Source organism: Rhodococcus sp. P-2 (assembly GCF_016598535.1).
In the GTDB taxonomy this organism is placed as follows: Bacteria; Actinomycetota; Actinomycetes; order Mycobacteriales; family Mycobacteriaceae; genus Rhodococcus_F; species Rhodococcus_F baikonurensis.
On the sequence record NZ_CP066779.1, the window covers coordinates 2,468,258 to 2,490,504 of the forward strand.

Genomic DNA, 22,247 nt, shown 5'->3' on the forward strand with positions numbered 1-22,247 from the left:
CAGTCACTCCCCAACCCGCTTCGCCCCCACAGTCACTCCCCCACCCGCTTCGCCCCCACCATGCGCCGCGCTATCTCCAAATACCTCTCCACCAACTCCTCCGGAGACAACTCACCGTCCGGTCGGTACCACACCGCCACGGCGACGCACATTGTCACAACGGCGCGGCTGGCATCCTCGGGATGGTCGGCCTCGAACACTCCCGAATCGACGCCGTCGAGGACGATCCGGTCCACCTGTTTCTGCTGTTCGTCGCGCTGCGCGATGTAGCTCGCCCGACTGTCGGGCTCCATGCTGCGGATCTCGGAGGAGGCGACGAACGACTGCTCGCGTCGAAACATGTGGAACCGCAACAGAGATTCGATCACCGCGTCGAAACGGTCCGAGGGATCGTCCCCGGCATCGAGTTCGGCGGCGCGGCTTCGCTCCAACAACTCCGTCATCACGACGGTCGCCAGACCGATCAGCAGAGCCTGCTTGGACGGATAGTGGTGGTAGAGCCCAGGCACCGACAGCCCGGACCGCGACGCCACGTCACGGATCGACGTTCCGTGATAGCCCTGCTCGACGAACGCCTCCAGCGCCGCGGCGAGCGGTTTCGGCAATCCCAGGTCTTCGTAATCGCGCCAGGACCCGCGTACCGGAAGCTCGTTCGTCATACCGATACCGTAGATCGCTCTTGCGCCGCCGCCGAACACGTCGGAGCCATTGGTTAGAGTCGGTGTTCACCGAAAGACAGGGACCAGTCATGATCCATGTTCGCCACACCGCGGTTGCTGCCGTGCCGGTTGATGTCGCCTTCGACTACATCGACAACTACCGCAATGTCCCGACCTGGATGTTCGGTGTTTCCGAGTTCACCCCGTTCGGAGAGTTCGATCAGGGGCTCGGCGCCACGTTCGACGCGGCCATGCAGATCGGGCCCAGCACGTTGCGCTCCAAGCTCGAGGTCACCGAGTGGGAGAAGAATCGGATCATCAAGCTGTCTTCGCTCGGCGGTGTATCCAACTCGTCCACCTGGGAATTCGCCGCGATCGACGATTCCAAGACCGAGCTTTCCGTCGACTTCGCCTACAAACTCCCCGGGGGCATTGCCGGAAAAGCACTCGGCCGATTGATCGGGCCGTTCGTCGAAAACGCTGTCAAGAACAGCGAGGAGACGTTGCGCCACAGCCTCGAGGAGCAGTTCGCGGCCCGCGGCGAAGGCTGAAAACTACCCGCGGTCGCCTTCGAGGCCCAGGGCGTTGGCCCACACTTGGGTAGCCGTCTTGACGACGTCCTCGAACGGGACAGGGTTGCCGTCGGCGCCAGGTTCTTCCGAGACGAACGAACTGTAGGCAAGACGGCTCACCATCGCCGACAATGCTCGGGAAGCCAGCAGCGGATCCAACGAGCTGTCTGCCTTGCCTGCCGCTTGCAAGCGTTCGATGGCTCGGGCATTACGCGAAATGAAGGTCTCGGCTCGGTCCCGACGCAGTTTCGCGAAAGCCGGATCGATGTGCGATACCTGTTCGAGCAGACCCATCAGCTTGGCGTTACGGCGAAATGCCGTCAGATAGGCACGGTTGCTCGATTCGAGGACCGCATACGGATTGTCGACATCGCGGACCCGCCCCATGCCGGGGTGCAACATGTCTTCCTGCGCAACGTCGAGAACTGCGGCGAAGATCTGCTCTTTGTTGTCGAAGTACGTGTAGAAGGTGCCGGTGGAGCAGTTCGCTTCCTTGGTGATGTCCGTGAGACGGGCGTCGAGATACCCGGCGCGCTCGAACACAGTTCGAGCCGCTGCAACCAGAGAAGCCCTGGTACGGACGCCGCGGGCAGTCACCGGCAGGTCACGCAGAAGCTCCGTCGCAGCCATGGATGGTGGCGGACGGTCTTCCCAGTTCTCCTGAGGTTCGGCGCGAGAGGTCACCAGCTACTTATACGGCAAAGCCGGCGACTTCTCGGCATCGGCGTCAGGTGATGGTGATTCCTCCGTCGACGGCGATGGTCTGTCCCGTGACGTATCCGCCTGCCTCGGATGCGAGCCACACCATGGTGCCCGCGAGCTCTTCCGGGTCACCCATGCGGCCGAGGATCAGGCGTGGAGCCATCGCATCCAAGTAGCCGTCGTTGTATTGGTCGGTCATTTCCGACTTGAAGAAGCCTGGCGCGATCGCGTTGACGCGGATGCCTTTGCGTGTCCCCCACTGCTGTGCGAGGTCACGGGTCAGTCCGACGACACCTGCCTTGCTCGCCGCATAGGCGGCCTGCGGGAGTCCGGCGGTCGTCAATCCGAGAATGCTCGAGATGTTGACGATGGAGCTGCCCGGGAGCATGACGCGGCCGCACGCCTGCGCTGCCCAGTAGGAACCGTTGAGGTTGATGTCGATGACGGCGCGGAACTGGTCCGGGGTCTCACGGGTTGCCGGAACAGCGGTTCCGACGCCGGCGTTGTTGACCAGGACGTCCACGCGGCCGAACTTCTCCATCGCGGCGTCGACCATGTTCTGGGCCTGCGCGGGATCGACGATGTCGGTGGCCACGCACAGCGCTTCGCGGCCTGCGTCACGCACCAGCTTGGCGGTGTCTTCGAGCTTGTCGACGCGGCGAGCTGCGAGGACGACGTCCGCACCGGCCTCTGCTGCGGCTTTCGCAAACGCCACCCCGAGGCCCGACGACGCACCGGTCACGATGACCACTCGATCGGTCAGAGAGAACTTGTCGAGAACAGACATGCGCGGTGATGCTCCTGTGTCGTCGGGTTCGGGAAGTGACGTATGGACGGCAGTGACGTATCGACTGCAGTTGCGAAATTACAGGCCGAGATCGCGGCCGATGAGTTCCTTCATGATCTCGTTGGATCCAGCCCAGATCTTGGTGACGCGGGCGTCCATCCACGCGCGAGCGGCGCGGTACTCGGTCATGAAGCCGTAGCCCCCGTGCAACTGAACGCAGTGATCGAGGACCTCGTTCTGCACCTGCGCGGTCCACCACTTCGCCTTGGCGGCGTCGATGGCGGTCAGCTCGCCGGCAGCGTGTGCCGCGACGCAGTTGTCGACGTAGGCCTGAGTGACCTCGATGCGGGTCACGAGATCCGCGAGAAGGAATTTGTTCCACTGCAGCGAGCCGATCGGCTGACCGAAAGCCTTGCGGTCCTTGGCATATTGCAGCGTCTCTTCGAGGATCGGAGCAGCGTGCGCGATGTTGGACACCGCAGCGCCGACGCGCTCCTGCGGGAGCATTTCCATCATGTGGATGAAGCCGCGGTCGATCTCACCGATGATGTTGGTGGACGGCACGCGAACGTTCTCGAAGAACAGTTCGGCGGTATCGGACTCGTGCTGGCCGACCTTGTCGAGCTTGCGTCCGCGCTCGAAACCTTCCATGCCGGTTTCGACGGCAAAGAGCGTGATGCCCTTGGACTTCTTCTCGGGACTGGTCCGCGCCGCCACGATCACGAGATCAGCGTTGTAGCCGTTGGTGATGAAGGTCTTGGAGCCGTTGATGATCCAGTCGTCGCCGTCCTTGACCGCGGTGGTCTTGAGCGAGGCGAGGTCGGATCCACCGGAAGGCTCGGTCATGCCGATGGCCGTCAGCATCTCACCGGTGCAGAACTTGGGCAGCCAACGCTGCTTCTGCTCTTCGGTGGTGAGCTGAACGAGGTAGGGAGCTACGACGTCGGCGTGGATACCGAAGCTCGAGGCAACAGCTGCACTGGCGCGCGAGAGCTCTTCTGCCAGAACCGCGTTGAAGCGGTAGTCGCCGGCTTCGCTTCCGCCGTACGCCTCCGGAACCTCGAGCCCGAGGAAACCGTTACGTCCCGCTTCGAGCCAGATTTCACGGTCGATGAAGCGCTGGTCGATCAGCTTCTCTGCGACCGGAAGGATGTTCCGGTTGACGAATTCGCGGGCAGATTCGCGAAATGCCTCGTGATCGGGTCCGTACAGAGTGCGACGCATGACGAGTTGCTTCCTTTCGGCGTGGCAATGCCACACGTAACGATGTTCCTAAGCATTCGCTTAGAATCTAAGCACCTGCTTATAGTGAATCGAGAGCGGGATATTGTCAACATCGAAATCCGTCACACCTGGAGGAAACCGTGAGCGACTCACCTGACGTGGTGATCAGCCCCTCCAAAGCCGCGGCCCGTATCCGCGCGGCAGCCGTGGACGCTTTTGCCTCCGCGGGCTACGGCGGCACCACCACCCGTGACATCGCTGCGCGCCTCGATATGAGTCCCGCCGCCATGTACCCGCACTACCGCTCGAAAGAAGAGTTGCTTTTCGCGATCAGCTACGAAGGCCACACCGAAGCGTTGAAGGTGGTCGAGGGCGCCGACCGACCGGGTGAAGAACCGTCCGTTCGCTTGCAGGAACTGATCAGCACGTTCGCCAGTTGGCAGGCGGGGCACCATTCACTCGCTCGCGTTGTCCAGTACGAACTCACCGCCCTCACACCAGAGCACTACCGAACCGTCGTCGCGCTTCGCCGCAGCACGACGCGGGTGGTCCGGGAGGTTGTCGATGCCGGCGTGCAGTCGGGCGATTTCACGATCCCCGATGCCGAAGGCGTCACCCTCGCCTTGATGTCCCTGTGCGTCGACGTGTGCCGCTGGTTCCCGGCCGGCAACTACACGAATCCGGAAGACATCGGAAAACTGTACGGAGACCTGGCATTGAGGATGGTGGGCGCCGCCTGAATCAGGTGACGCCGACCGCAGAAAGGACTCGGCCAGTGGCCAACCGCACCTATCTCTACTCGACCCCTGTTGCTCCGCATGAGAATCCGGCTGCCGCTCGCACCCGTGGACTCAAAGGAATCTCGGAGTGGTCGTACGCGATACCGCTGGTCCCGAGGATCCTTGTGTCCGTGAATCCCTTCGCCCACCAGTCGGTCATCTGGGACGACACCCCCGACCTGATCGCGGTCACCGCGCCCTGTGGTCCTGGTATCGCCCGGCTCGAAGACTTCCTCGGCCGCATCGATCACCCCGAACTCGGCACGATGGCCGGCGATGCGCTGCGTTTCCTGCGCAGCCACACCGAACCCGACCACTACTTCGTCCTCGAGTGCGGCGAGATCTTCGACATGGACGACGAACCGTTCGCCGAACAGGGCACGGCCCTGATGGCCGGTCTGGCGAACATCGATGCGGAGATGGAGGCGGCTCTGGCCACGCTCGCACCCACCAAGCCGAAGTTCTGGGAGAGACTGTTCACACCGACGCAGGAGAGCGTCGAGGAACCGCTACGCGAACTCGGCCTCGGTTACTGGTCCGAGACCCTGTACTTCGATTTCGACCTCCCGCGATAGCCGCCGATCAGTCAGAGATCTCACCCAGCCGACGCTCCAGGTAGGCCCTCTCCGGTTCCGTACCAACGAGTTTCAGAGCTTGCCGGTACGCAGATGCTGCCGCGTCGGCACGCCCCAACCGCGCGAGCAGTTCAGCGCGCGCGAGGTGATACGGGTGGTAGTCGGCAAGTTTGGGCTCGGCGGACAGCTCCTCGAGCGCGGTCAGCCCCGCCTCCTCGCCGTCGCGCATCGCCAGCGCAACTGCCCGATTGACTGCCACGACCGGCGAAGGAGTCAGCGTGAGGAGCACTCCGTAGAGCGCGCAGATCTGCGGCCAATCGGTGCTCTGCACATCGGCGGCCTCGTCGTGCAATGCGGCGATAGCCGCCTGGACCCCGTACGGCCCCGGCGCTCCCCCGGTCAACGCGACCACGACCAGGTCGCTTCCTTCCTCGATCATCGGCGTATCCCAGCACCCGCGATCCTGATCTTCGAGGAGCACGATCGCGCCACCGGCGTCGGTACGGGCATCCCGGCGCGCATGGACGAGAAGCATCAACGCGAGCAACCCGGCGATCTCGCGCTCCTCGGGAAGCAAAGCGCGCAAGATCCTCGCCAGCCTGATCGCCTCTACTGCTAAGTCGACGCGTTGCAGATCCGGACCCGAACTCGCTGCGTACCCCTCGGTGAACACCGAATAGATCACCTGCAGAACACCGGGCAGACGTTCCGGGAGTTCTTCGGCGCTGGGAGTTCGGAAGGGAATCCGAGCCTGACGGATCTTCTTCTTCGCACGCACGATCCGCTGCGCCATCGTCGCCGAGGGCACGAGGAAGGCCCGAGCTACTTCGGGCGTCGTCAACCCGCCGAGGCAACGCAAGGTGAGTGCGATTCGGTCGTCCTCGGCGAGCGCCGGGTGCGAGCAGGTGAAGAACAGCTGCAACCGCTCGTCGGGAAGTTCCCCCTCGACGACGGGCGGCGCCGGGTCGGCACGGTCGGCGTCCACCTGCATCACGGCCAATCGCGCCGCATAGGCCTGATCACGACGAAGCCTGTCGACGGCTTTACGACGCGCCGTGGTCAGCAGCCAGGCACCAGGCTTGGCCGGAACTCCGTCCACGGGCCAGTGCACCAACGCGGCTTCGACGGCTTCGGACGTGACTTCCTCGGCCAGATCGAGGTCACCGAAACGGCGGACGAGCGAGGCCAAGAGCCGTCCACGTTCCTCCCGGAACACTGACTCGATGGAGTTCTCGGCCTGCTCGTCCACGGCGAATCAGTCCCCGAACCCGGCCAGCGGACGCACCTCGACGCTGCCACCGTCGCGCGCGCCGGGGCACCGCGCGGCCCACGCGAGCGCTGCGTCCAGATCGGGAACGTCGATGACGTCGTAGCCGCCGAGGATCTCACGGGTTTCTGCGAAGGGTCCGTCGGTGACGGTCTTTTCTCCGGACTGCGAGATCCGAACCGTCGTTGTGGTGGTCAGGTCGGCGAGGGCATCGCCGGACACCCAGATGCCGGCATCTTTCATTTCCTTGTCGTATTGCTGCCAGTCCTCGAACGTGCACTGGGGTTCGGTGTCTCCGCCGGGGGCGGTGTAGATGAGCAACATGTACTTCATGACTGACTCCTTGGTCTGTTGTTTTCTTCCGGCCTTCTTGCCTTACAACATGACGACGAATGGTTCTCCCCGGAATCGACAGGCGACTCGAAAAAACTTTTGGCGGGTTCGTCCGAGGTGCTGCCGTTAGGCTGAGTGTATGACCGAACGCGACCGGGACGCCGCTGGGAAACCCCTCAATTCGCGGCCCCGCGACGGACTCGGCCGTCCACTGCCACGCGACGCGCCGGGCGGCGTTCCGCGCATTCCGGACGATGTACGCCTGCCACCAGACGAGTCCATCACCGAGGCTCAGCGCCTCCTCGACCACGGCATGCCTTTTCACGCACACGAGATTCTCGAAGGAACGTGGAAAAGCGCGCCGCCCGAGGAACGTGACCTGTGGCAGGGACTGGCTCAGCTGGCCGTCGGGCTCACCCATCTGCTTCGGGGCAACAACACCGGCGCCGTCTCACTCCTCGGCCAGGGTCACGACCGCATCAGGCACTACGAAGTGGAAAGCCCGCACGGCCTCGACATCCCCGGTCTACTGACGTGGTCCGAACACCTGCTCGCCGAAATCGATCGCCCCGGCGATTTCCCCGCCCCTCCGATTCCGAGGTTGAGAATCCCCTGATGCCCATCTTCCCCATGTTTCCGCTCGGCTCCGCAATGCTACCGGGCGAGGTGTTGCCGCTGAACATCTTCGAGCCTCGGTACCGCGCGCTGGTCGAGAACGTTCTCGAAGCTGCCGACGGCCCACTGTTCGGGGTAGTGCTCATCGCCCGTGGCCACGAGGTCGGCGGCGGCGAATCACGCCACGACGTCGGCACTCTGGCTCGGATCGAGTCTCATGTCGCCATGGGTGCCGGACGGTATCAGCTGTACTGCCGGACCGAGGACCGCATCCGGGTCAATCGCTGGCTGCCGGACGATCCCTACCCGCTTGCCGAGGTCGAACTGTGGCCGGACGAGAACAACGGAACACCCGTCACCGCTTACGAATACGACTCTTTGCTCGAGCGCATCGAGTTCATGTACGGCATGTTGGGAAAGCTCGCACTACGAGCCGGCGAACAGACCCCGCGAATGCCCGTCCCACCTGATCCCTTGGATCCGTTGGGTTCTCGGCTGTACGCCCTGGCACGAAGTATTCCGATGGGTGATGCCGATCGCCTGGCTGTACTGACCGCGCCAGGCGCCGACGAACGTATCCGCACACTCTCGGAGGCAGTCGAGAACACCATCGAGGTAGCGCAGTTCAATCTGCTCTGAGCGCGACTACGCCATCGTCTGGCCCATGTCGATGACGATCTTCGTCCCGGTGACCGCGCGTGAGAGATCTGTCGCGAGATAGACCACGGCGTTGGAGATGTCCTCGACGGTGGTGCGCGGGACGGACGTGAGCGGCCACTTGTACGAGTTCATGTACTCCGGATGAGCGGTGAGTACCTTACCGACGTTGGGATCGTTGCCCATCTCGGTCTCCACCGCGCCAGGGTGGATGCTGTTGACTCGAATGTCGAAGCCGCCCAATTCCGTTGCCGCGGTGCGTGCCAAACCAACGAGGCCGTGCTTGGCCGCCGAGTAGTGCGCGCAGCCGGGCGCTTCGGCCACGCCGGCGGCACTGCTCACAATCACGATGGAACCGCCGTTGCCGGCTTCGATCATTGCAGGAACTGCGGCTGCCATCGTGCGCCAGACACCATTGAGATTGATGTCCACCAGCGTCGACCACTGCTCTTCCGGCATCTCCCAGAAACGGTTCCACGTTGCGATGCCCGCATTGGCGATCACGACGTCGAGGCGACCGAACCTGTCGACGCCCGACGCCACCGCCGCCCGCAGCGCCTCGAGGTCACGGACGTCCGCTACTGCGGTGACGATCTCGCGCCCCTCCGCTCGTACGAGACGAGCCGTTTCTTCGAGGTCGGCTTCCGTTGCGGCCGCGTAACCCACGTCTTCGGACACCGACGCGCACACGTCGACAGCGATGACGTGTGCACCTTCCTACGCGAGTCGGATCGCGTGATTGCGTCCCTGACCCCGCGCTGCACCGGTGATGAAAACGACCTTGCCTGCCAACAGTTGTGTCATGGCCGGGACGTTAGACGCTGATGTAGCCCGCTGCCTCCGAGTTCCCGCTCGACGGGAATCAGTCCTCCACGATGACGACGTGAAGATTCCTCGGACCATGGACACCTTCGACGCGTTCGAGTTCGATGTCGGAGGTCGCCGACGGGCCGCTGATCATGGTGGTGGGGCGCTCCGGCGTCAACTTCGCAATCGCCTCCGGCACTCCCACTTCCACACTGCTGCGATACACGACGCAGATGTGTGTGTCCGGTACCAGCGTCAACGCACGGCGGCCCTGCGATGGACCGGCGTCGAGGAAGATGGTGCCGGTTTCGGCGCACGATACCTTCGAGCCGGTGACAACGGCGTCGAGGTTCTCGAGTTCAGGAGCCGGTACGTCAGGGCCGTCCACCACCAGCGTTCCGTCGAATCCGGCTACCCACGATCGGTCGAGGCCGGCGGGGATTCCCAATGTGCGTAGCCCCTGTGCCGTCAGTATCGAGGTGACGACCTCGGCGATTTCTGTTGCAGTGCAACGGTGGACATGCGCCTTGTAGTCCTCGAGGCGATCGACGAACAGATCCATGCGGGCGTCGGCGGACATGGTTCTGCCAGTCCGGTAGTTTCGCGGTATCTCGCTCTCACGGGCGGGCGCCAAGGTGATGGCATCACGAATGCGTCCGAGTACCAACTCGCGTGAATTCATCTGTCTGCCTTCCCGTCGCGACGAGCCTCGTCCAATGCCGCGCGGCCTTCGTCGGAGTCCCACCAGGATCGGAAGGTCTGCTTGGGCGGTGCGGGAATGTCTCTGGCAGCAGTCCAACCGTTCAGTGGGGGTGGCAAGGTGGAGATCTTCCCCTTCTTGCCGGCCATGACGCGTCCGATCCCGGCGGCTTTCTGCGCGAGGGTCCATCGGCCCTCGGTCGACATCGCAATAGAGGCGGCTTTCATCGCCAAAGACTCTGCCGTGACACCGGATTGCTCGACCTTCTGGTGGCGCAATTCGACCAGAAGAGACGGTATGTCGATCTTGACCGGGCAGGCGTCGAAGCACGCACCGCACAGACTCGAGGCAAAAGGAAGCGTCGAGTTGGGATCGTCTTTGCCATGCATGCCCGCGAGCTGCGGAGTCAGCACCGCGCCGATCGGCCCCGGATAGGTCGATCCGTAAGCGTGACCACCGGTGCGCTCGTAGACCGGGCACACGTTCAGGCACGCCGAGCACCGTATGCAGCTCAGGGCTTCCCGTCCGATCTTGTCGGCAAGCGCGGCAGTCCGGCCGTTGTCGAGGAGGATCAGGTGGAACTCCTGTGGACCGTCGTCGGGCGTCACTCCGGTCCACATGGAGGTGTACGGGTTCATCCGCTCCCCTGTCGACGACCGCGGCAACAATTGAAGGAAGACCTCCAGATCCTGATACGTCGGCAGAATCTTCTCGATGCCCATCACGGTGATCAGCGTTTTCGGCAGCGTCAGGCACATTCGCCCATTGCCCTCCGACTCCACGACGGTCAGTGTTCCCGTGTCCGCGATACCGAAGTTGGCGCCGGAGACTGCGACCGGCGTCGTCATGAACTTGTGGCGTAAGAATTTTCGCGCGGCTGCGGCGAGCTCGGCCGGATTCTCCCCGAGGTTCGGATCGACATCTGGCATCTCACGAAGGAAGATCTCTCGAATCTCGGACCTGTTGCGATGGATGGCGGGAACCAGAATGTGCGACGGTTTGTCGTGGCCGAGCTGGACGATCAATTCCGCGAGATCGGTCTCGTAGGCGGTGATGCCCTGGGTTTCGAGATGCTCGTTGAGCCCGATCTCCTGCGTTGCCATCGACTTGACCTTGATGACCTCGTCGGTGCCGGTGGCTTTGACAAGTTCGGTCACAATGGCGTTGGCCTCGTTGGCATCCGCTGCCCAATGCACTTTCCCACCACGAGCGATTACTGCGGATTCGAACTGTTCGAGCAGTTCCGGCAACCGCGCCATGACGTCGGCCTTGATCGCCGAACCCGCGTCACGCAGCTCTTCCCAATCGGGAAGCTCGCCGGTCACGTTGATGCGCTTGGCACGGATGGTGTGCGTCGCCTTGCCGATATTGCGTCGCAGTTGCGCGTTGGCCAGCTCGTGATGTGCTGCGGCGGGAAACTTCTCAGTACCTCGCAGGAATCCTGCACCTTCGGGTGACCTCGGCGGGAAGCTGGGCAGACCCAGCGTCACAGCGCTCATGCGTGCACCCGGCTTTCCACCGACGCCAGAATCTCCGCGAGGTGAATGGTCTTGACGCCCATCTGCAGTCGCGACATCCCGCCGCCGATGTGCATGAGGCAGGAGGAATCTCCGGCGCTGCAGAATTCGGCGCCGGTGTCCGCGACGTGGCGAATCTTGTCCGCCAGCATGGCCGTCGACGTTTCGGCATTCTTGATGGCGAACGTGCCACCGAAGCCGCAGCAGGAATCTGCTTCGGGGAGTTCAACCAGATCGATGTCGCGGACGTTGCGCAGCAACTGAAGTGGTTTGTCTCCCACCCTCAGCATGCGCAGTGAGTGACAGGTCGGGTGATAGGTGACCCGGTACGGGAAGTACGCGCCCACATCGGTGACCTCGAGAACGTCCACGAGGAATTCGGAAAGCTCGTACGTCTTTGCCTTCACGGTCTGCACCTGTCCACACAGCGACGCGGTGCCGTAACGCTCGGCGACGATCTCGTGTTGATGGCGGATCGAACCGACGCACGATCCCGACGGTGCGACAACGGCGTCGATCGACGTGTCACCGAAGGTATCGGCGTAGTTCGCGACCAGCGGCAGCGCACCTGGCTGGTAGCCGGTGTTCACGTGCATCTGCCCGCAGCAGGTCTGCCCGGACGGAAACACGACGTCGTGCCCGAGACGGGTCAGCAGGAGGGCGGTGGCCTTGGCGGCGTCGGGAAACATCGTGTCCCCGATGCAGGTGGCGAACAGCGCTACGCGCATGTGGATCCCCGCAATCTGTCGGTGTGGTCTGACCACAGTAATACATCCCTGGACAGGCCACCCCATAAACGACGCCCACCCGGTTATGCTCTTGCCTCATGCCGATCGAGCCGGGCCCGCGAGCGTGGGAACAAGTACTGAGTCATCTCGAACGTCGGCTCGTTTCAGGCGAGGTCTCTCCAGGCCAGCGGCTTCCGGGAGAGAGAATTCTGGCGGCCGAACTGGGCGTCGGACGGTCATCGGTCCGCGAGGCCCTGCGCGTTATGGAAGCTCTCGGCCTGCTGAAAGCGCAGACGGGATCCGGCCCGACGTCCGGAGCGATGATCGTGGCCAAACCGACCGGCGGCATGACCATGCTGATGCGAATGCAGGTTGCAGCACAAGGGTTTCCGGTCTCGGACGTGGTGAAGACACGACTCGTGCTCGAATCCGAGGTGATGCAGTCCCTGGCATCGCGAACCCCGGCCCCTGACCTCAGCGCCGCTGTCGAACTGCTCGACTCGATGGACTACGCAGCTCTCTCGGCCGAGGAATTCCTGCTACTCGACGCGCAGTTCCACGTGGCGCTCGCCGACGCGGCGGGCAATCAGGTGATCGCAGCCATGATGACCGGCCTGCGCGAGTCCATCGAGTCCTACGTTCTCGCGGGCGTCCAGATCGACAGCTGGCCGAGCACCTGCACGCGACTACGTCACGAACACCGAGGATTGATCGATGCGGTCAACGCGGGTGACGGCGAACTCGCACGTCAGCGCATAGTCGGCCACATCCACGGTTACTACTCGGAAAGCGCTCACTCCAGCCGGTGACAGGGGGTGGTAATTGCACCTCCAGAAGTCGTGTACTGTTGGTTTCACACCGACGCGGGGTGGAGCAGCTCGGTAGCTCGCTGGGCTCATAACCCAGAGGTCGCAGGTTCAAATCCTGTCCCCGCTACAAAGAAGAGGCCCGTAGGTTGCGAAAGCGACCTACGGGCCTTTTGCTGTGCGCCTTTATTAACCGCCGGGGGTTAATAAAGGCGCACAGCAGTGGTTCACACCGCCACGTTGTGAAAATCGATCTCCGCGGCGAGCATGCCGGAGAACCACCGATCCAGCTCCTCGTCAGGGACGGACTCGGGCATGGCGTCGACTTCGCACGCCAGTACCGCCACCTGGGACACGAACGGCGGAGCGACATGCATGTCCACCCAGTCCTGCAACGCTGGTTCGCGCTCTACCTTCACTGCCGCCGCCTCCCGGCACCACGACAGATACAGGGTTTCCGCGGCGTACATGCCCACCAGGGCTGCCGCCCTGCCCTCTTCGCGAGCCAGGGTCAAGGCGTGGGTGGACAGCACGGCCGACTCCTCGACCAGAGCCGCTGCGTCCCCCTCGTAGGGGAAGCGGGAACGCAACTGCGCGAAATACTCGCGCTGTTCGCCGACCAGGTTGGACATCGACGTCACGTGGTCGAGCGCGTCGTCGAGCGTCGGGGATTCGGCGACCACCAACCCCAGCACCTTGACGGCCGTCAGTACGAATGCCTCTTCGATCACGAGGTACCGGCGAAATCCCTCATCACTCAACGTCCCGCCGATGGTGTCCTCGATGAATGGAACCGCCCGCGCGGCAGCGATGTTGCTCTGCTGCCGCGCGAGCAGGTCTGAGGACCGACTCATTCGCCGGCGACCCAACTGATCAAGCCGTCGAACAGGTCGGTGTATCCGGGCCACTGCTCACAGAACTCCGGCGGAGCCCAGTGCGGAGAGCAGTCCGAGGTGAAGACGATCGACCGTCCGGCGCCGTATTCACCCGCAGCGACAAGCGGATCGCCGTTGATGGTGGCGGGAACCGCAGCACCGTCTTTTGCGACGACGCGGTTGTATCCCAGGAGCGCCGGCCACGAATCCCCGGCACCACCGAGAGCCGGGTGAGCAGCATCGACGACGGTGGGAACGATCCCGGCCGGTGTCTCGACGCGATCGTCCTCGGCCAGCATCGTCACAGGCAATACCTCGGCGATCGCGGTCTGCCGGAAAGCTGCTCGCGCCTGGAATCCGGAGAACGAGAGGTAGCCACCGATCATCATCAGCGAGCCACCCGCACCGACCCAGTCACGAAGCGCGACAAGGCGATCCTCGCCGGCGCGGAACTGGTCGAACACACCGGGAGCCAACTGCAGCGAGTTCGCTCCGATGTCGGAGAGAACGACGACGTCGAACTGGGACAACGCTTCTGCGTTGCCGGGGAACTGCGTCGGCACCAGGTGTGCGGGCATGTGTGTCACGTCGTGGCCACGTGAGGTGAGCGCATCCCGAAGCGGACCGACTCCCTCGACGTAGGAATGGACACTGAACTCGTCGACGCCCTTGACGTGCGTCGACGTCGTCATCCAGCTCTCGCCGGCGATCAGTACTCGTTTACCCATGACTGCTTCTGTTTCCTTTCGCGGCCTGCTCGAAGAGCGACCTCGGGTTGTCTCGCATCAGTGCGGACACTTGCTGGGGATCTACGCCTGCGCGCACCAACCGGGCGGCGAAGGCGAGTGGTACGTAGGAGAATCCGTTTCCGCCGTGCTTTCTGAGCATTGATTTGAGGAAGAGGTCGTGACTGAGCAAGAGTTGTGATGCGTGACCGGAGGTGACCAATCCGGCTACCGCACTGGCTGTTTCCGCCGGATGCGGAGAGAGACCCTCGCCGGGGAAATCGAAAGGCATCCCGATCATGTCGAACTCGAGAAAGACTCCGCGGTCGGCGAGCGATCGTTGGTAGTCGGCGTCGTGCCCCGACGGGTCCATGTGGCACAGAACTACGGCATGCGGATCGACGCCCATCTCGTCGACCACGATGTCGACAACGTGATGTCCGACGCGCTGCCACCCTGGAAGGTGGACGAACAGGGGCACGTCCACCTCACGCTGAGCGATGCACGCCGCACGCAAGGCCTTCGCCTCGTTCTGAGTGAAGAGCGGAGAGATACCGATCTCCCCGATCACTCCCGGAGCCAATTCCTTTGCCGGATCGAACTCCGCGACGAGCGAGCCCGCCAGATCGTCGACACCGAGTTCGTGAACCTCGACCGGATGGGTCGTCTCGAGGTACCAGCCAGAACCCATGATCACTCGCACGTCTGACGTGCGCGAGAACTCCCCCAGCTTCTCCGGCGCCCGGCCCAGTCCCGGCGGCGTCAGATCGACGATCGTCCGACCACCGAGGCGGGCGAAGTCCGCAAGGTCTTCCACCACGGCCGCTGCGTCGTCGACTCGACAATTGTCGAGACTGTAGTACGGATTGTCGTGAAGAAGCCAGGCATCCTCGGCGCGTACCGGACCGGCCAACCGCTGCGCCACAACCGGATCCGGGGCCTCGGTGTACGCACCGGTGACGTCGTTGTGCAGATGTTCGTGTGGGAGAACCAGTCCGAGTTCCGAGCTGTCCACAGTTCCCGTGACGGTACGAACCTTGCTCATGAGCGTGCAGGCCCCGAGGGTGCAGACTGCAGGTGTCGCCACAGCGCACTCAGTGTGTGTCCGCGCATGTTGATCCAGATGGCCAGAAGCAGAACGACACCGGTGATGATCGGCGTCAGGAACGGGCTCACGCCGAGCAAGGTCAGCCCGTTGGCGATGATGCCGGTCAGGACGGCGCCGATGACGGTACCGATCACCGTGCCGCGACCGCCGAAGAGGTTGGTGCCACCGAGAACCACCGCGGTGATCACGGTGAGCTCGAATCCCGTTGCGGAGTTGGCCGATCCCGAGCCCAGTCGAGCCGCGATCAGCAGTCCCGCGATGCCGGCGGCCAGGCCGGTGAAGACGAGCGTCATCATGAGCACGCGACGCGTGTTGACGCCGGACCGTCGTACCGATTCGACGTTGGAGCCGATGCCGGTGACGTAACGTCCGAAACGCATGCGGTTGAGCGCAATTGCTCCGATGACCACGACGACGAGAGCAATCCAGGCGCTGGCGGAGAACCCGAGGAACTCCGCAGTTCCGAGCTTCGCGAAGTAGGTGTCGGCCGGGACCGGAACGGAGAACCCTTCGGTCCGGTACAGCGCGATACCGCGGATGACGGACATCGTCGCCAGAGTCACGATGAACGGCGGAATACCCTGATAGGCGGCGAGCCACCCGTTGACCAGACCCCAGGCCGCACCCATCACCGGGGCAGCGACGAAGACCAGGGACGAATCGACGCCGGCCTGGATCAGCTCGGCACTCATTGCCGCGACGAACGCGACGATCGCACCGACGGACAGGTCGATCTGACCGGCCGTGATCACGAAAGTCATTGCCACCGCGATGATCAGAACCGGAGCGATCTGGGTCGCCAAGTTCGAAAGGTTCGTGAACGTCAGGAATGACGACGTGGTTGCCGAGAAGACGGCTGCGACAGCAACTGTCACCGCCAGCATCGCGAGCGTCGGTTTGTTGACGCTGTCCCACAAGGAGGGTTTCGCGGCGAGCTTGCGCTCGATCGGCGCCTGGGTCTTCTCGAGAGTGGTCATGCCGTGGCTCCCTGTGTTGCTGCCGATGTCCGTTGCGGCACCGGAGTTCGAGTGATGAGTCCGACGAGGGACTCGATGTTCAGGTCGCCGATCGGAACGTCGTCGACGCTCTGCCCCTCGTACATGACCGTGATTCGGTCACACACGCGGAACAGATCCTGCAAGCGGTGTGTCACGAGAATGACGCCCACCCCGGCCGCTGCCACGTCCGTGATCAGCTTGAGTACCGACTCGACCTCTGCGACGGCGAGCGCCGCGGTGGGCTCGTCGAGGATCAGTACGTCGGGTCGGAAGGAGACTGCGCGGGCGATCGCGACGGTTTGCCGCTGCCCGCCGGACAGTTGCCCGATCTCCTGGTAGGTCGATTTCACCTTGACATGCAGGTCGGCGAGAATGTGAGCCGCCTTCTCGTGCATGGCGTGCCGGTCGAGGAACGGACCTTTTCGCGGTTCTCTGCCGAGGAACAGGTTGCTGGCGACGTCGAGCGTGTCGCACAGAGCCAGGTCCTGGTAGACGATTCCGATCTTTTTCTGCTGCGCGTCGAGCGGCGTCGAAAAGCGTACCGGTTCACCGTTGACACGCATTTCGCCGCCGTCGTGCTGAACTGCACCGGCGAGAATCTTCATCAGCGTGGACTTACCGGCGCCGTTGTCGCCGACCACTCCGAGTACTTCACCCTTCGCCAGCCGAAGGTCAACTCCTTGAAGGGACTTCACCGGTCCGTACGACTTGGTGATGCCCGAGAGTTCGATCAGTGGAGGTGCCATGATTACTTCTCCAAGTAGTACATGTAGTCGGCTACGTTCTCCGGGGTCACGATCTGGGTGGGGACGGGGATGTTCGCCGGAGCGCCGCGACCACAAGCCAGGTCGATTGCCGAATTCATTGCCTCGTGGCCGAATTCGAAGGTGTTCTGCTGGACCACGCCTTTAAGCCAACCGGCTTTGAGTCCGCCGACCGCCTGATCCGAAAGATCCCAACCGACTGCTTCGATGCGATCCTGCGCCTTCTGACTGTTGACCGCCGCGACGAGTCCGATCAAGGCAGGCTCACCGGTTGCGTAGACGTACTTCATGTCGCCACCGCCGGTCAGCAGGTTCTCCGCCGCAGTCTGCGCGTTCTCCTGAATGTTACGTCCGTCCACGACGGTGCCGACGGTCATTCCGCGGCCGGTCACGGTCTCCGTGAAGCCCTTCTGCCGCTCCAACTGGACAGTGCTGTTGAGCGCGCCGACGATACCGACCGTTCCGGTGTTGTTCGCGACGTCGGCCAAGGTGTTTCCGATCTTGGCACCTCCCTCGGCATTGGCCGTACCGACCTGAGTCGACAGTGCCGGATCGTCGATGGTCGCGTCGACAGCGACGACGGGGATGCCCGCGTTCTTGGCCTTGACCACCGACGGCTTGATTCCGTCCGTGTCGATTGCATCGACGATGATCGCGTCGACTCCGGCGGCGATCAGATTGTCGAAGGCGTTGGCCTGCGCGACGGAATCGTCGTTGCCACTGATGATCTGCAGGTCGACGCCTGCCTTGTCCGCGACGTTTTTCGCGGCATTGTTGATCTGGTTGAAGTACAGCGCCTGAAGGTTGATGGTCACCAGACCGACCTTGAGCTTGCCGTTCGTCCCGTCACAGCTTTCGGCGACCCGGGTCGGCTGCGGGATGGACGAGCCACCCGATGCGTCCTTCGAGTCACTCGACGAAGCCGAGTCACAAGCGGTGAGCGTGAGCGCGACTGCAGCTCCCAGCGCCAGAGGCAATGCACGTTTCATCATCGAGTCTCCAAAAGGGTGTGAGGGGTCAATGTTGCTGTGAAGCTGTCCAATTCATCTCGGGTGGGGCATCCGCGGGGGCCGGCGGTGGCGCACGCCAATGCAGCCGATGCCCCAGCGAGTCGTGCGGCGTCCACCGGTGAGCGCCCGGCGTCGACAAAAGCGATGTACGTACCGCCGAAGCAATCACCGGCCCCGACTGCATCGACGACGTCGACCACTACTGCCGGTTCGCTCGTCACCTCGCCGTCCGGTGTGGCCAGTGTCCAACCTCGTGAGCCGTCGGTCACCAGCAGGTGGGTGTTGTGCTCGGCAGCCAGCGTCTGCCACTGATCGAAAGCGATTCCGAACTCGCCTTCCCACAGGGCACGCCCTACCACGACGTGGTCGGCGAGCGCGAACGCGCGGAGCGCCGCGGCCTTGTTTTCACAACCGTCCAGATCGATTACCAGACTTACGCTTCCCGGCAGTACATCAGGCAGAAACTCCGCCCGGTATCCGTCGAGGAACAGCCGTCCACCGCCGGCAGCGGCCAATCTGGTGACCACAACACCGATGCGTTCGGCATCGTTCGGGTCGTCCTGGCTGATGATGGAGCGATCGCCGTCCTGCGCGATGAGAACTACTGCCGTCGACAGGAACGCATCTCGCGGCGACCAACTGGTGTCGACGCCATCTGCCTCGAGGGCTTCGAGAAACTCGGTGGACCGCGCGTCCGGGCCCACGGCACCGGCAAAGATCACCTGCGCGCCCATTCTGGCCGCGGATACCGCAGCATTTGCATTCATTCCACCGTCGATCTGACTGATGGCCGTTGCCTGAACGCGCTCCCCCAGTACCGGTACGTGTGGGACATGTACCGTCACATCGTTGTTGGCGTATCCACAGAAGACAATCATGGTTACTTTCCTGCGGCCCGGGACAGTTCGCGGACCTTCTCGCCTGCGACCCGTCCCCACCAGCGTCCATTGTCCTTCACCGAGGATGCAACTATCGCGCCGTCGCATTCCTTCATCAGCGCTGCGACATTGGCAGCCGTGATGCCGGATCCGATGATCACCGGAAGAACGGTGTTGTCTCGGATCACGGAAACCTCGTCGACCGAAGCGGCGTCACCGGTGCGCGAACCCGTCGCGATCAGGACGTCCGCGTCGAAGAACTCGGCGTCTTCGGTCTGTTCCGCGACGGTGCGGTCCGCGACGATGGCATGCGCACCGTGCTTGACGTGCACGTCAGCGAAGATCCGGACCGGGTCGGCGCCGATGCGATGACGGAAGCGCGTCGTCTTGGCAGCCTGACCCTCGATGAAACCCTCATTGGCAATGTAGGCATTGGCCCACTGATTGACGCGCACAAAACTCGCGCCTGCCGCCCACGCTGCGGCCACTCCGCACTCGCCGGCGTTGGACAGGATGCTGACGCCGACGGCCTTGCCGAACTCGCCGACCACCGCTGCCGTGATGACTCCCATGCTGGCGGCGGTTTCGTACCCGTGTTCGCCGGGCTTGAGGAACGGTATGTCCCAGTGATTTTCGACGATCACGCCGTCGAAACCGTTGTCGATGTACGCGTGTGCTTCCTCCACAGCGAAGCGGGCAATCTCCGAAACCGGCTGCCCGGTGTAGTGCGGGCTGCCCGGCAGGGCTGGGAGGTGAATGGCCCCGATGAGAGAAGGCGTGCCGGTGAACATCTCTGCCAACGCCGAGGGCTTGGGCGGAAAGACTCCGAGCGGTGATGCGGTCACTTCAGCTACCCCATTCCATGCGCAAGATTTGCGCTGTATGTCCATGCACAAGATCTGCACACGATGTAATCGATTGCCTTGATGAATTAGCAGGTTATGCGATCAGCACCGGGTTATGTCAAGGTTTTCACAATTCGAATTTGTAAACGATTGCCTCAATCGCGTTACATGCGGGACACTGGACCGTGCGGTTCGATAACCTCGGACCCGAATCGAGCAGAAAACGGGGGACGCATGCGCAAGGCGACCATTCGCGATGTCGCGGAACTGGCCGGGGTGTCGACTGCCACCGTCTCGCGGGCACTGTCCGGCTCCCGTCCTGTCTCGGACGAGCTTGCGGCGACGATCAAACGAGCCGCGGATTCTCTCGGATACTCGGGAAACATCATCGCCAGCTCACTGCGTCGTAATCGGACGGACACTGTCGGAATGGTGGTTCCGAGTATCGCGAACCCCTTCTTCACCTCGCTGGTGGTCAACGTCGAACACGTCCTCGCTCAGCGCGGACTACAACTGTTCCTGTGCGATTCTCGTTCCGACCCCGACGTGGAAGCGCAGCGGCTCAAGTCGCTCGTCTCCCGGCAAGTCGACGGAATCATCATCAGCCCGTGCCACGGCGAATTGAGTGCCGAAGCAGTCCGAGCCAGCGCGGCAACGCTTCCGGTCGTTCAACTCGACCGGTTTGCCATGGATACCCAGACGGACTGGGTCGGTGTCGACGACGACGCCGCTCAATCCCTGGTGATGGAGCATCTGTCGGAGCGTGGCGCGCGATCGGCCGCCTTCATCAGTTCCGAACTGACCAATTCGTCAACAGAACTTCGCCGGGCCGGCTTCTTCCGCCACGCGGATCGAATGGGAATCGAAACTCGTGACGAGTGGACACAACTCGGCGAGTACTCGATCGAGTGGGGGCGCACGGCTTCCAACACCATCCTGACCGGCAGAACTCGTCCCGACGCTCTGGTCTGCGCCGACGACTTGATCGCACTCGGCGTGTTGCAGACCTGCCACTCATTGGGCATCGACGTTCCCGGCGACGTTCTGGTCACGGGTTTCGACAACATTCCCTTCTCCGAGTTGTGCAACCCTCCGTTGACCACCGTCGGGCAGCCGCAGGAGAGAATCGCGGAAGAAGCTGTGCGACTTCTGGATCAGGCGATGAACAACTCTTCCGAGTCGACAGCCCACATTGCGCTTGCTCCTGAACTGATTGTCCGTCAGTCCACCGTCGGCCAAGCAGCGGCAACCGCACCGTAGGCCGCAATCGCATCGTCCAGTTCGGACACCTTGACACTTTCGTTCGCCGCATGCATCAACGAGGGAGTGCCAGGGCCCCAGATCACGACGGGAGCTCCGGGGGCGGCCGTGGCCAGTACCGAAGCATCGGTGAAGTACGAAACCGGTTCGGTTGCAACGGGGATCGGCAGGGTGGCCAACCACGAGTCCGACGCGTCGGTACGCACACCTCCCAGGTGAATCGACGTCTCCACCGAGTCGACTTCCGGTTGGGCGCGCCACCAAGCGAGCAGGTCGGTTCCGTCTCCCACCGTGCGATGATCGATCACCGCATGGGCACTGTCCGGCACGATGTTCGGAGCCGAACCCCCACCGACCAAGCCGAGGTTCCAGGTTTCTGCGCCCAGAAACGCGTCGGACGACAGCGGAAGCTCACGTCGAGCTCGGTCGACGACGTCGAGCAGTTTGAGGACGGCGTTTGTTCCGCGCTGCGGCGTACTCCCGTGCGCGGCTTTCCCTTTGACAGACACGTCGAGCCACAGTGCACCACGGTGCCCGAGGTTGATCTGATTTCCTGTCGCCTCGGGAACGATGACGGCCCCGACCTCGAGATTCGCTACGGCGTCGGCCGAACGAACGGCCCCGAGCGACCCGATTTCCTCGTCGCTCGTCAGCAGTAGTGCGACCGGGACTCCACGTTCGAAGGCGTCGACAACCGCGGCAGTAGCGGCGACAAGGCCGGCTTTCATGTCCGATGTCCCTCTGCCGAGGAACAATTCACCGTCGACCTGCGCGGCATACGGGTCGAATTCCCAGTCCGAGACAGTGCCCACCGGCACCGTGTCGACGTGGCAGGCGAACAACAGTCTTGCCGCCGAGGGTGCTGCTTCGTTGGTGATCAAGGCCCAGGGATGATTGCCGGTCAGGTCTGACTCCACCTTCGCCTGTGGCACACGTGAGAGAACCAACGAGACAATCGAATCCATCGCCCGTCGTTGAGGAGCGGCCTTCCCCGAGACCGTGTCGAGAGCCACCAGTTCCGAGAGAAGTCCGAGGGAATCCATGAACCCATTCTTG

The 22,247-nt window shown here is 63.1% G+C and carries 25 protein-coding genes, 1 tRNA gene and 1 pseudogene; 8 read left to right on the forward strand and 19 right to left on the reverse strand.

Translation table 11 applies throughout. The annotated features are described in order from the left end of the window. Positions 1–32: 32 nt before the first annotated feature. Positions 33–659, reverse strand: a complete 627-nt coding sequence (locus I7X09_RS11715) for a TetR/AcrR family transcriptional regulator (protein ID WP_124569159.1) — start codon at positions 657–659, stop codon at positions 33–35. 89 nt (positions 660–748) lie between these two features. Here I7X09_RS11715 and I7X09_RS11720 point away from each other — a divergent pair, with 89 nt between their 5' ends. Then, complete coding sequence (locus I7X09_RS11720; RefSeq protein ID WP_003940411.1) at positions 749–1,210, forward strand: SRPBCC family protein; 462 nt, start codon at positions 749–751, stop codon at positions 1,208–1,210. 3 nt (positions 1,211–1,213) lie between these two features. Here I7X09_RS11720 and I7X09_RS11725 read toward each other — a convergent pair whose 3' ends face one another. The 3 genes from I7X09_RS11725 to I7X09_RS11735 all read right to left on the reverse strand — a co-directional run bounded on the left by I7X09_RS11725 (position 1,214) and on the right by I7X09_RS11735 (position 3,944). Beyond that, positions 1,214–1,861 (reverse strand): TetR/AcrR family transcriptional regulator, encoded by a 648-nt coding sequence (locus I7X09_RS11725; protein ID WP_095972109.1) that lies wholly within the window; start codon positions 1,859–1,861, stop codon positions 1,214–1,216. Between the two features lie 97 nt (positions 1,862–1,958). Next, a complete protein-coding gene (locus I7X09_RS11730) occupies positions 1,959–2,720 on the reverse strand; it encodes an SDR family NAD(P)-dependent oxidoreductase (protein ID WP_200316910.1) in 762 nt (253 codons plus the stop codon). A 78-nt stretch (positions 2,721–2,798) separates the two neighbouring features. After that, positions 2,799–3,944: an acyl-CoA dehydrogenase family protein gene (locus I7X09_RS11735; RefSeq protein WP_007730036.1), complete on the reverse strand. Its 1,146-nt coding sequence runs from the start codon at positions 3,942–3,944 to the stop codon at positions 2,799–2,801. A 140-nt stretch (positions 3,945–4,084) separates the two neighbouring features. Here I7X09_RS11735 and I7X09_RS11740 point away from each other — a divergent pair, with 140 nt between their 5' ends. Both I7X09_RS11740 and I7X09_RS11745 read left to right on the forward strand, forming a co-directional pair. Beyond that, the gene (locus I7X09_RS11740; protein WP_054781655.1) at positions 4,085–4,684 is read left to right on the forward strand and encodes a TetR/AcrR family transcriptional regulator; all 600 of its coding nucleotides are present in this window, start codon (positions 4,085–4,087) and stop codon (positions 4,682–4,684) included. A gap of 35 nt (positions 4,685–4,719) precedes the next feature. Further along, positions 4,720–5,298, forward strand: coding sequence for a DUF7822 domain-containing protein (locus I7X09_RS11745; RefSeq protein ID WP_200316912.1), 579 nt, complete (start codon positions 4,720–4,722; stop codon positions 5,296–5,298). Positions 5,299–5,305: 7 nt separating this feature from the next. Here I7X09_RS11745 and I7X09_RS11750 read toward each other — a convergent pair whose 3' ends face one another. Both I7X09_RS11750 and I7X09_RS11755 read right to left on the reverse strand, forming a co-directional pair. Further along, positions 5,306–6,547 (reverse strand): RNA polymerase sigma factor, encoded by a 1,242-nt coding sequence (locus tag I7X09_RS11750; RefSeq protein WP_200316914.1) that lies wholly within the window; start codon positions 6,545–6,547, stop codon positions 5,306–5,308. 6 nt (positions 6,548–6,553) lie between these two features. Continuing rightward, positions 6,554–6,898 (reverse strand): YciI family protein, encoded by a 345-nt coding sequence (locus tag I7X09_RS11755; protein WP_166809020.1) that lies wholly within the window; start codon positions 6,896–6,898, stop codon positions 6,554–6,556. Positions 6,899–7,037: 139 nt separating this feature from the next. Between I7X09_RS11755 and I7X09_RS11760 the strand changes: the two genes are divergently transcribed. Next, complete coding sequence (locus I7X09_RS11760; protein ID WP_166809019.1) at positions 7,038–7,514, forward strand: DUF309 domain-containing protein; 477 nt, start codon at positions 7,038–7,040, stop codon at positions 7,512–7,514. Beyond that, positions 7,514–8,152 carry an LON peptidase substrate-binding domain-containing protein gene (locus I7X09_RS11765; RefSeq protein WP_200316924.1) on the forward strand — a complete coding sequence of 213 codons (639 nt, stop codon included), beginning with the start codon at positions 7,514–7,516 and terminating at the stop codon, positions 8,150–8,152. The genes I7X09_RS11760 and I7X09_RS11765 overlap by 1 nt, the downstream gene beginning before the upstream one ends. A gap of 6 nt (positions 8,153–8,158) precedes the next feature. Here the strand turns inward: I7X09_RS11765 and I7X09_RS11770 are convergent. The 4 genes and pseudogenes from I7X09_RS11770 to I7X09_RS11785 form a co-directional block, all read right to left on the reverse strand. Next, a pseudogene (locus I7X09_RS11770) lies at positions 8,159–8,974 on the reverse strand (mycofactocin-coupled SDR family oxidoreductase). A 58-nt stretch (positions 8,975–9,032) separates the two neighbouring features. Next, complete coding sequence (locus I7X09_RS11775; RefSeq protein ID WP_124569152.1) at positions 9,033–9,659, reverse strand: LutC/YkgG family protein; 627 nt, start codon at positions 9,657–9,659, stop codon at positions 9,033–9,035. Beyond that, positions 9,656–11,176 (reverse strand): LutB/LldF family L-lactate oxidation iron-sulfur protein, encoded by a 1,521-nt coding sequence (locus I7X09_RS11780; protein WP_200316925.1) that lies wholly within the window; start codon positions 11,174–11,176, stop codon positions 9,656–9,658. Before I7X09_RS11780 ends, I7X09_RS11775 begins: the two co-directional genes overlap by 4 nt. Next, a complete protein-coding gene (locus I7X09_RS11785) occupies positions 11,173–11,922 on the reverse strand; it encodes a (Fe-S)-binding protein (protein WP_200316927.1) in 750 nt (249 codons plus the stop codon). Before I7X09_RS11785 ends, I7X09_RS11780 begins: the two co-directional genes overlap by 4 nt. A 98-nt stretch (positions 11,923–12,020) precedes the next feature. Here I7X09_RS11785 and I7X09_RS11790 point away from each other — a divergent pair, with 98 nt between their 5' ends. Then, positions 12,021–12,731 carry a FadR/GntR family transcriptional regulator gene (locus I7X09_RS11790; RefSeq protein ID WP_200316929.1) on the forward strand — a complete coding sequence of 237 codons (711 nt, stop codon included), beginning with the start codon at positions 12,021–12,023 and terminating at the stop codon, positions 12,729–12,731. A 53-nt stretch (positions 12,732–12,784) separates the two neighbouring features. Further along, positions 12,785–12,858: transfer RNA gene (locus tag I7X09_RS11795), tRNA-Met, on the forward strand. A 97-nt stretch (positions 12,859–12,955) separates the two neighbouring features. Here the strand turns inward: I7X09_RS11795 and I7X09_RS11800 are convergent. Genes I7X09_RS11800 through I7X09_RS11835 form a run of 8 tightly spaced genes read right to left on the reverse strand, consistent with a single transcriptional unit; the run spans position 12,956 to position 19,931 of the window. Further along, complete coding sequence (locus I7X09_RS11800; RefSeq protein WP_200316931.1) at positions 12,956–13,582, reverse strand: TenA family protein; 627 nt, start codon at positions 13,580–13,582, stop codon at positions 12,956–12,958. Then, on the reverse strand, positions 13,579–14,331 hold the full coding sequence (locus tag I7X09_RS11805; RefSeq protein ID WP_200316933.1) for a glutamine amidotransferase: 753 nt from the start codon (positions 14,329–14,331) through the stop codon (positions 13,579–13,581). The genes I7X09_RS11800 and I7X09_RS11805 overlap by 4 nt, the downstream gene beginning before the upstream one ends. Continuing rightward, positions 14,324–15,373, reverse strand: coding sequence for a phosphotriesterase family protein (locus I7X09_RS11810; RefSeq protein WP_200316935.1), 1,050 nt, complete (start codon positions 15,371–15,373; stop codon positions 14,324–14,326). Before I7X09_RS11810 ends, I7X09_RS11805 begins: the two co-directional genes overlap by 8 nt. Beyond that, the gene (locus I7X09_RS11815; RefSeq protein WP_003939698.1) at positions 15,370–16,413 is read right to left on the reverse strand and encodes an ABC transporter permease; all 1,044 of its coding nucleotides are present in this window, start codon (positions 16,411–16,413) and stop codon (positions 15,370–15,372) included. Before I7X09_RS11815 ends, I7X09_RS11810 begins: the two co-directional genes overlap by 4 nt. Next, positions 16,410–17,180: an ATP-binding cassette domain-containing protein gene (locus I7X09_RS11820; RefSeq protein ID WP_003939830.1), complete on the reverse strand. Its 771-nt coding sequence runs from the start codon at positions 17,178–17,180 to the stop codon at positions 16,410–16,412. The genes I7X09_RS11815 and I7X09_RS11820 overlap by 4 nt, the downstream gene beginning before the upstream one ends. A 2-nt stretch (positions 17,181–17,182) precedes the next feature. Continuing rightward, a complete protein-coding gene (locus I7X09_RS11825; RefSeq protein ID WP_019745494.1) occupies positions 17,183–18,190 on the reverse strand; it encodes a substrate-binding domain-containing protein in 1,008 nt (335 codons plus the stop codon). After that, on the reverse strand, positions 18,187–19,086 hold the full coding sequence (locus I7X09_RS11830) for a carbohydrate kinase family protein (RefSeq protein ID WP_095972096.1): 900 nt from the start codon (positions 19,084–19,086) through the stop codon (positions 18,187–18,189). Before I7X09_RS11830 ends, I7X09_RS11825 begins: the two co-directional genes overlap by 4 nt. A 2-nt stretch (positions 19,087–19,088) precedes the next feature. Next, complete coding sequence (locus I7X09_RS11835) at positions 19,089–19,931, reverse strand: BtpA/SgcQ family protein (RefSeq protein ID WP_124569147.1); 843 nt, start codon at positions 19,929–19,931, stop codon at positions 19,089–19,091. Positions 19,932–20,165: 234 nt separating this feature from the next. Between I7X09_RS11835 and I7X09_RS11840 the strand changes: the two genes are divergently transcribed. Beyond that, complete coding sequence (locus I7X09_RS11840) at positions 20,166–21,191, forward strand: LacI family DNA-binding transcriptional regulator (protein ID WP_200316937.1); 1,026 nt, start codon at positions 20,166–20,168, stop codon at positions 21,189–21,191. On the opposite strand, the gene I7X09_RS11845 is transcribed toward I7X09_RS11840, so the two are convergent. Then, complete coding sequence (locus tag I7X09_RS11845; RefSeq protein ID WP_200316939.1) at positions 21,152–22,234, reverse strand: M20/M25/M40 family metallo-hydrolase; 1,083 nt, start codon at positions 22,232–22,234, stop codon at positions 21,152–21,154. The two genes, I7X09_RS11840 and I7X09_RS11845, sit on opposite strands and share 40 nt — an antisense overlap. Positions 22,235–22,247: the final 13 nt, after the last annotated feature.

What these genes read in the sequence shown, in the direction of transcription:
- I7X09_RS11715 (WP_124569159.1), bottom strand. Translation starts at nt 659, where the DNA reads ATGACGAACGAGCTTCCGGTACGCGGGTCCTGGCGCGATTACGAAGAC.
- I7X09_RS11720 (WP_003940411.1), top strand. Translation starts at nt 749, where the DNA reads ATGATCCATGTTCGCCACACCGCGGTTGCTGCCGTGCCGGTTGATGTC.
- I7X09_RS11725 (WP_095972109.1), bottom strand. Translation starts at nt 1,861, where the DNA reads ATGGCTGCGACGGAGCTTCTGCGTGACCTGCCGGTGACTGCCCGCGGC.
- I7X09_RS11730 (WP_200316910.1), bottom strand. Translation starts at nt 2,720, where the DNA reads ATGTCTGTTCTCGACAAGTTCTCTCTGACCGATCGAGTGGTCATCGTG.
- I7X09_RS11735 (WP_007730036.1), bottom strand. Translation starts at nt 3,944, where the DNA reads ATGCGTCGCACTCTGTACGGACCCGATCACGAGGCATTTCGCGAATCT.
- I7X09_RS11755 (WP_166809020.1), bottom strand. Translation starts at nt 6,898, where the DNA reads ATGAAGTACATGTTGCTCATCTACACCGCCCCCGGCGGAGACACCGAA.
- I7X09_RS11760 (WP_166809019.1), top strand. Translation starts at nt 7,038, where the DNA reads ATGACCGAACGCGACCGGGACGCCGCTGGGAAACCCCTCAATTCGCGG.
- I7X09_RS11765 (WP_200316924.1), top strand. Translation starts at nt 7,514, where the DNA reads ATGCCCATCTTCCCCATGTTTCCGCTCGGCTCCGCAATGCTACCGGGC.
- I7X09_RS11775 (WP_124569152.1), bottom strand. Translation starts at nt 9,659, where the DNA reads ATGAATTCACGCGAGTTGGTACTCGGACGCATTCGTGATGCCATCACC.
- I7X09_RS11780 (WP_200316925.1), bottom strand. Translation starts at nt 11,176, where the DNA reads ATGAGCGCTGTGACGCTGGGTCTGCCCAGCTTCCCGCCGAGGTCACCC.
- I7X09_RS11785 (WP_200316927.1), bottom strand. Translation starts at nt 11,922, where the DNA reads ATGCGCGTAGCGCTGTTCGCCACCTGCATCGGGGACACGATGTTTCCC.
- I7X09_RS11790 (WP_200316929.1), top strand. Translation starts at nt 12,021, where the DNA reads ATGCCGATCGAGCCGGGCCCGCGAGCGTGGGAACAAGTACTGAGTCAT.
- I7X09_RS11800 (WP_200316931.1), bottom strand. Translation starts at nt 13,582, where the DNA reads ATGAGTCGGTCCTCAGACCTGCTCGCGCGGCAGCAGAGCAACATCGCT.
- I7X09_RS11805 (WP_200316933.1), bottom strand. Translation starts at nt 14,331, where the DNA reads ATGGGTAAACGAGTACTGATCGCCGGCGAGAGCTGGATGACGACGTCG.
- I7X09_RS11810 (WP_200316935.1), bottom strand. Translation starts at nt 15,373, where the DNA reads ATGAGCAAGGTTCGTACCGTCACGGGAACTGTGGACAGCTCGGAACTC.
- I7X09_RS11815 (WP_003939698.1), bottom strand. Translation starts at nt 16,413, where the DNA reads ATGACCACTCTCGAGAAGACCCAGGCGCCGATCGAGCGCAAGCTCGCC.
- I7X09_RS11820 (WP_003939830.1), bottom strand. Translation starts at nt 17,180, where the DNA reads ATGGCACCTCCACTGATCGAACTCTCGGGCATCACCAAGTCGTACGGA.
- I7X09_RS11825 (WP_019745494.1), bottom strand. Translation starts at nt 18,190, where the DNA reads ATGATGAAACGTGCATTGCCTCTGGCGCTGGGAGCTGCAGTCGCGCTC.
- I7X09_RS11830 (WP_095972096.1), bottom strand. Translation starts at nt 19,086, where the DNA reads ATGATTGTCTTCTGTGGATACGCCAACAACGATGTGACGGTACATGTC.
- I7X09_RS11840 (WP_200316937.1), top strand. Translation starts at nt 20,166, where the DNA reads ATGCGCAAGGCGACCATTCGCGATGTCGCGGAACTGGCCGGGGTGTCG.
- I7X09_RS11845 (WP_200316939.1), bottom strand. Translation starts at nt 22,234, where the DNA reads ATGGATTCCCTCGGACTTCTCTCGGAACTGGTGGCTCTCGACACGGTC.